The sequence below is a fragment of the Pseudomonas sp. TWR3-1-1 genome, assembly GCF_049896545.1.
Lineage (GTDB): Bacteria > Pseudomonadota > Gammaproteobacteria > Pseudomonadales > Pseudomonadaceae > Aquipseudomonas > Aquipseudomonas weihenstephanensis.
This window is the reverse complement of record NZ_JAFCUO010000027.1, coordinates 1-4514: the sequence shown is the minus strand read 5'-3', so window position 1 is coordinate 4514 and position 4514 is coordinate 1. Positions and strand designations below refer to the sequence as shown.

General features: G+C 53.6%; 8 protein-coding genes and 1 pseudogene. 3 read left to right on the top strand and 6 right to left on the bottom strand.

Annotated elements, in window-relative coordinates:
- Positions 1–80: 80 nt before the first annotated feature.
- The 6 genes from ACP7A4_RS22845 to ACP7A4_RS22820 form a co-directional block, all read right to left on the bottom strand.
- Positions 81–383 carry a hypothetical protein gene (locus tag ACP7A4_RS22845; protein WP_426248472.1) on the bottom strand — a complete coding sequence of 101 codons (303 nt, stop codon included), beginning with the start codon at positions 381–383 and terminating at the stop codon, positions 81–83.
- A gap of 428 nt (positions 384–811) precedes the next feature.
- Positions 812–1357 carry a hypothetical protein gene (locus tag ACP7A4_RS22840; protein ID WP_426248471.1) on the bottom strand — a complete coding sequence of 182 codons (546 nt, stop codon included), beginning with the start codon at positions 1355–1357 and terminating at the stop codon, positions 812–814.
- 103 nt (positions 1358–1460) lie between these two features.
- A complete protein-coding gene (locus tag ACP7A4_RS22835; protein ID WP_203307140.1) occupies positions 1461–1787 on the bottom strand; it encodes a DUF2388 domain-containing protein in 327 nt (108 codons plus the stop codon).
- Positions 1788–1829: 42 nt separating this feature from the next.
- Entirely contained in the window at positions 1830–2168 is a 339-nt protein-coding gene (locus tag ACP7A4_RS22830) for a hypothetical protein (RefSeq protein ID WP_203307139.1), read from the bottom strand.
- Between the two features lie 27 nt (positions 2169–2195).
- Positions 2196–2402, bottom strand: a complete 207-nt coding sequence (locus tag ACP7A4_RS22825; protein ID WP_203307138.1) for a hypothetical protein — start codon at positions 2400–2402, stop codon at positions 2196–2198.
- 34 nt (positions 2403–2436) lie between these two features.
- Entirely contained in the window at positions 2437–3204 is a 768-nt protein-coding gene (locus ACP7A4_RS22820; protein ID WP_203307298.1) for an XRE family transcriptional regulator, read from the bottom strand.
- Between the two features lie 88 nt (positions 3205–3292).
- Between ACP7A4_RS22820 and ACP7A4_RS22815 the strand changes: the two genes are divergently transcribed.
- The 3 genes and pseudogenes from ACP7A4_RS22815 to ACP7A4_RS22805 form a co-directional block, all read left to right on the top strand.
- A complete protein-coding gene (locus ACP7A4_RS22815; protein WP_203307137.1) occupies positions 3293–3529 on the top strand; it encodes a hypothetical protein in 237 nt (78 codons plus the stop codon).
- A gap of 54 nt (positions 3530–3583) precedes the next feature.
- Complete coding sequence (locus ACP7A4_RS22810) at positions 3584–4201, top strand: hypothetical protein (protein WP_426248470.1); 618 nt, start codon at positions 3584–3586, stop codon at positions 4199–4201.
- Between the two features lie 50 nt (positions 4202–4251).
- A pseudogene (locus ACP7A4_RS22805) lies at positions 4252–4514 on the top strand (hypothetical protein); the annotation flags it as partial.

Sequence of the window (4514 nt, the reverse complement as noted above, 5' to 3'; positions counted from 1 at the left end):
GCCCTCTACGATTGTCGATTCCATGATGTTTTCTCGGTTGTTTTCCCATCTGGCCCTGTTGCCAAGGCCAGCCAGCGAAATCAGATGATTGCCGTCATCGTTTGGGAGCCGTCTCCATGACTTGTGGTGAACATCATTGGAGCTGGTCGTCCATTGCGGCGAATAAGCGTGTTCGCTTGGGTGAACACTGGGTTTGGCTCACCGTTGCCATCAGGTAGCAGGGTGCTGCACACAAGGCAGGTGCAGTCTTCACCGTTTGGGCCTTCCTCTTCATGGGCGATATCAAAGCTCGCCATCATTGCGATGCCCTGTTCCTTGCAGACGGTGATGATTTGCTGCATGAGCGGGCTGATTTGGTTGTCGTAAACCTGTTCTTTATTCATGGGTTGCTCCCAATGTTGGTGGCCGGTTGTTTTCCCAATGCACCCGGTTGCCCAGGTGCATCAGTGAAAAATTCCACCCCATTGCCGCCGGATTGAGCGGGGCGCATTGCTTGCCGGGTCGTTCACTCGGTTATGGCTTTTCGCCATCGATCAGCCGTACAGGGTTCTCCTGTCGTGGGCGGGCTATCTGACCCGTCTGATCGCCGGTCGCCGGCAGAGGCAATGCGGTCTATTGGTATTCCGTTTGTTGCGCTGGTTGTTAAAGAGCTTCGCGGCTTTCGCTACTGGGCCTGTGTTGCTGGGCTTGGGATTAAATATGTACTAATGGTTCACTAAAAACAAGAACCAAAAGTACATATTTTTCTTTGGCGCTCAAAAAAGCCCGCTTTGAGCGGGCTTCGACGTGGACTTTATTTGCTATAACCGGCTTATCCTTTGTATGAGAGCTCTCCAAAAAGGGAGTTGTTTTCTCTGATTTGTCTGAGCACCTCAACCGCTTCTCTCTTTTCCTCATATGGGCCGATGACCACGACTGCACCGTCAGGTTTTTCGCAGGGCAATCCCTCGTCCTCCATGATTTTCTGGGTGGCATCAAACTCCATGCCGGGCCGGCATGGTATGCGTACTGTCCAGCCCGCAGCAGGGATCACGCGAGTCGCTTGTTCAACCTCTGCCCCGCAGTGCTTGCACTTAATAGCTGCATTCTTGATGGTTTCAGCGCAAAGGGGGCAGGGGCGGGTATCCATCTCGGCTAGCGCTGAAGGGGCAGAGCCTGACACCTTGCCACCTAAAATCAGCATCACGAGACCAGCCAGGGCAATCATCCCGCCCACAATCGCGTGCACCTGGCGGTCTGCCATTAGGCCAAGGTTGTTAACTCTTCCCATGCCCGTTGACACTGAGACGTCCATGCTTAGCGCGAAAACTACCCAGCAGATGCCCACTATCAGGGCAAATGTACCGAAGCCTTTCATTGGATCTCTCCCTAAATTAAGCCCGGACTTTACCATTCGTGGCGCACAGCCACCATTTATGGCAGGGATGGGCCGCTACAACACTTCCGCCGCCAAGGAAGACTCAGGGGAGTACTGCAATCGCCAGGGCCAGTTGCGTGTCTGACATCAGCGGCGGTGAGCTGGTCGAGCGGTAGTATCTGGAGGCCTGCTCAAACTGGGCCTCGCGAATCTCTCCGTCCGAACCAATGAACGCCAGAGCGTCGGTCTTCGCCGATTTGAAAATCTTAGGCGGCTCAGTCTTGAGGGATGTGGTCGCCCCAATTAAAATGGTTGGCGCGGAGATTGTGATAAATATCGCGGCAGCGATAGGGTTGACGTCGTCACCTGACACGGCCTGCGTGCTGACCGATATTAGTAGGGCAGCTGCCAATGTCTTCCGTGAGTCCATTCTTCGATGCGTCCATCCGAATGCCTCGAATTAGGCAAAAAACTATTCGTTGTAGAAATAATAGCTCTTTTGACCATCCTCAATCCAAGCGTTGAAAGCTCTGCCCACCAAGGCTATGGACGACCCGGGTCGGTAACTGTGTTTGGCATCATAGAAAAACACAGTGGTATGCCAAGGTACGCCATCGCGTATTAACGGCAGCAGAAAATTAATCACGCTGTAGTCGTCCACCTTGTCAGCGTCCAAAGCTTTGCTAACGAGCTCTCGCAACTCGGGAGCTCGTGTACGCATGCACCCGAGCACTGCGATCCCGCAAGATTTAAGGGCATAAATAATCTCTGGAATATCTTCCTCACCGTCCAGAAAGGTAACTGATGCCATTACTACTCCTAGATTCATCCAGCCGGCTCAGTGAAGAGTCACAACCCGCCCATTCTCACCAATCCTGATCCTATCCAGCGCTCGATTTAAAGCATCCAGCGCATCGAGCAGGGCTTTTGCCTCGGCTTCACGACCATCGCCCCAAAGGCGCTCAGCCATTTTGTTCAGCTCTTGAATAGATCCTTCAATATCGGCCGCGGTCACCGCCGCAGTCTGACCAGGTTTCTCGGTCATGATCAATTCGCCTGCCGCTCCACTACGATGACGCTCATAAATCCCCGCCGCGCCAAATCACACGCCCAAGAATCCGGTGCTCGTTGATTTCTTCGTCTGAAAGCACTTGGTCCGGGTATTTGGACTTATCAGGGTTGTCGCTACGGATAATCCAGGCACCATCCTCCGAACTCACAAGGCGCTTGACGATTTCACCATCAAGATTGCACATAACAAAGATTTGACCATCTGCAGGCTCTATACGGGACTCATCGACCAGCATCACATCGTGGTCATTGATCGTTGGCCACATGCTGCTGCCGTGGGCGTAGATCACCTTAAGGTTTTTTGCTTTGACGCCCTTGGCACGCAACCATTCGGTTTTAAAGGCAAGGGTGTTGCGCAGGACAACGTGAGGATTATCGCAGCCCGGTCCGGCTGCCGCTCTTGCGTCGTACTGATCGATGAATGTGTATTGACCTTCGAAATCGTTAGAGAAATCGTAGGGCATGGGCGGTCGCGCTAGCGTAGTTACTTGCGCTGGCGGGACGGGCTCGCATATCGCTGTGGCTGACTCGCCAGGCCCAGGTCCCGCCCCATGCTGCAACCACTCAACTTTCACATCGAGAGCAGTTGCAAGTGCCAGCATTTTTGCCGCTCCAGGGATGGACTCCCCATTCATCCATTTGCTGGCAGCTTTCGGTGTGACCTTCGCCATTTTTGCCAGGCGAGCGCCAGCCCCCCATTGCGGAATTTCTTTTGCCTCAAGGGCTTTTTTGAGGCGAGCGACAAAGGCTGCCCTTAAATCATCTATATGAACCATAGGTTCAATATGGCATGAGCTTGCATGTACTTTCAGTTCCGACTTAATATGTACCGACAGTTCATATTTAGGGCCGGAGGGCCACGCCATGAGCGCTCTCAAAGAATCAATCACCAAGGTAGGAGGGGTTGCAAAAGCTTCGGCAATTTGCGGAGTCAGTCAGCGAGCTATCTACAAATGGATCGCTGCTGAATCTTTACCTCGCACTGAGTATTCCGGTGAAACCCGTTACGCCCATTTACTGGCAGCTGCTTCTGGTGAATTTGCCGCTGAATGGTTGCTTGCTAAAGCGATGCCCGGGCAAGCAATGAAGTTGGCTAGCTAATAGCCATTTCTATCCGCGGCTTCATTGACACCAGACTAAGAGAGAGCAGTTCACATGCAAACGTCCAGTTCCAGACACATCCTTCAAACCCGTGATCAGGTCCTGGTCGCCCACGCTGCAAACCAGATAGCACGCACCAGTCTTAGCCAGGACGATTTCGCCCAGGCGCTGAGCCGTGAGCTACATCTGTCGTGCCCTGAGAAGGCCGTCTCCAAAGAGGTGCCTGATTTCGCGGCCCTGACCACGCAGAACGACGTAGCTGAGTTCGTGAAGGCGACCGGTCGTTGGCTTAAGCGTGTTCAGCGGTGGTTGTCCGGCGATCAGGAAATGCCTTCCTGGCTGGAAGAGTCGTGGGTCAATGCCCTGGAGCCTGAATTCCGCGACCACTGCGTTAACGAACTGGCGAGCCGCCACGGCTTGACCGGGGCCCGCCAGATGATCAGCGACCAATGCGCGAACAAAAGCTTCGGCGCACTGATCCGTGCCCTTGGTGACGTGATCGATACCGGCAGCGAAGTGTTTGACGACCAGGTGATGTGCGAACTGGATCTGCCGCACTTGCCGGCTTTCGCCAAGGAGTGTCGCCAGGTAGAGGCTAAGGCTGGTGAGCTGGGGCGTCGTGCGGAACAGTTGCTCGCTTCGGCCCCAAGAAATTTGAAATCTGTTTCTTAATTTTCCCGCGCATGCGCGGATCAGTGCGCTAAGGCTGTGCACTAGTAGATATGCAGAACCAAATCCCAGGCACAAAAAAGCCACCGGGCATGGTGGCTCATTCATTAACACTTCGTGAGGCCGATTATATGCAAACCCAGCCACATATCAATACCCCCAACAATCTCGCGCCACGTTTTCCGCAATCTGAAAATGTGGCGCGGGGTGTTTCTATGTCCAGCCTTGAGCTGGTCGACTTCATTAACTCGAAGCGCGATAAGAACGAGCCAACTCTCACGCACAAAAACTTAATCGCAAAGGTTCCGCGTGTTCT

Bases quoted from the DNA above. Each gene is read 5' to 3' on its own strand.
- ACP7A4_RS22845 (WP_426248472.1), bottom strand. From the start codon at position 383: ATGAATAAAGAACAGGTTTACGACAACCAAATCAGCCCGCTCATGCAG.
- ACP7A4_RS22815 (WP_203307137.1), top strand. From the start codon at position 3,293: ATGAGCGCTCTCAAAGAATCAATCACCAAGGTAGGAGGGGTTGCAAAA.
- ACP7A4_RS22820 (WP_203307298.1), bottom strand. From the start codon at position 3,204: ATGGTTCATATAGATGATTTAAGGGCAGCCTTTGTCGCTCGCCTCAAA.
- ACP7A4_RS22825 (WP_203307138.1), bottom strand. From the start codon at position 2,402: ATGACCGAGAAACCTGGTCAGACTGCGGCGGTGACCGCGGCCGATATT.
- ACP7A4_RS22830 (WP_203307139.1), bottom strand. From the start codon at position 2,168: ATGGCATCAGTTACCTTTCTGGACGGTGAGGAAGATATTCCAGAGATT.
- ACP7A4_RS22840 (WP_426248471.1), bottom strand. From the start codon at position 1,357: ATGAAAGGCTTCGGTACATTTGCCCTGATAGTGGGCATCTGCTGGGTA.
- ACP7A4_RS22810 (WP_426248470.1), top strand. From the start codon at position 3,584: ATGCAAACGTCCAGTTCCAGACACATCCTTCAAACCCGTGATCAGGTC.
- ACP7A4_RS22835 (WP_203307140.1), bottom strand. From the start codon at position 1,787: ATGGACTCACGGAAGACATTGGCAGCTGCCCTACTAATATCGGTCAGC.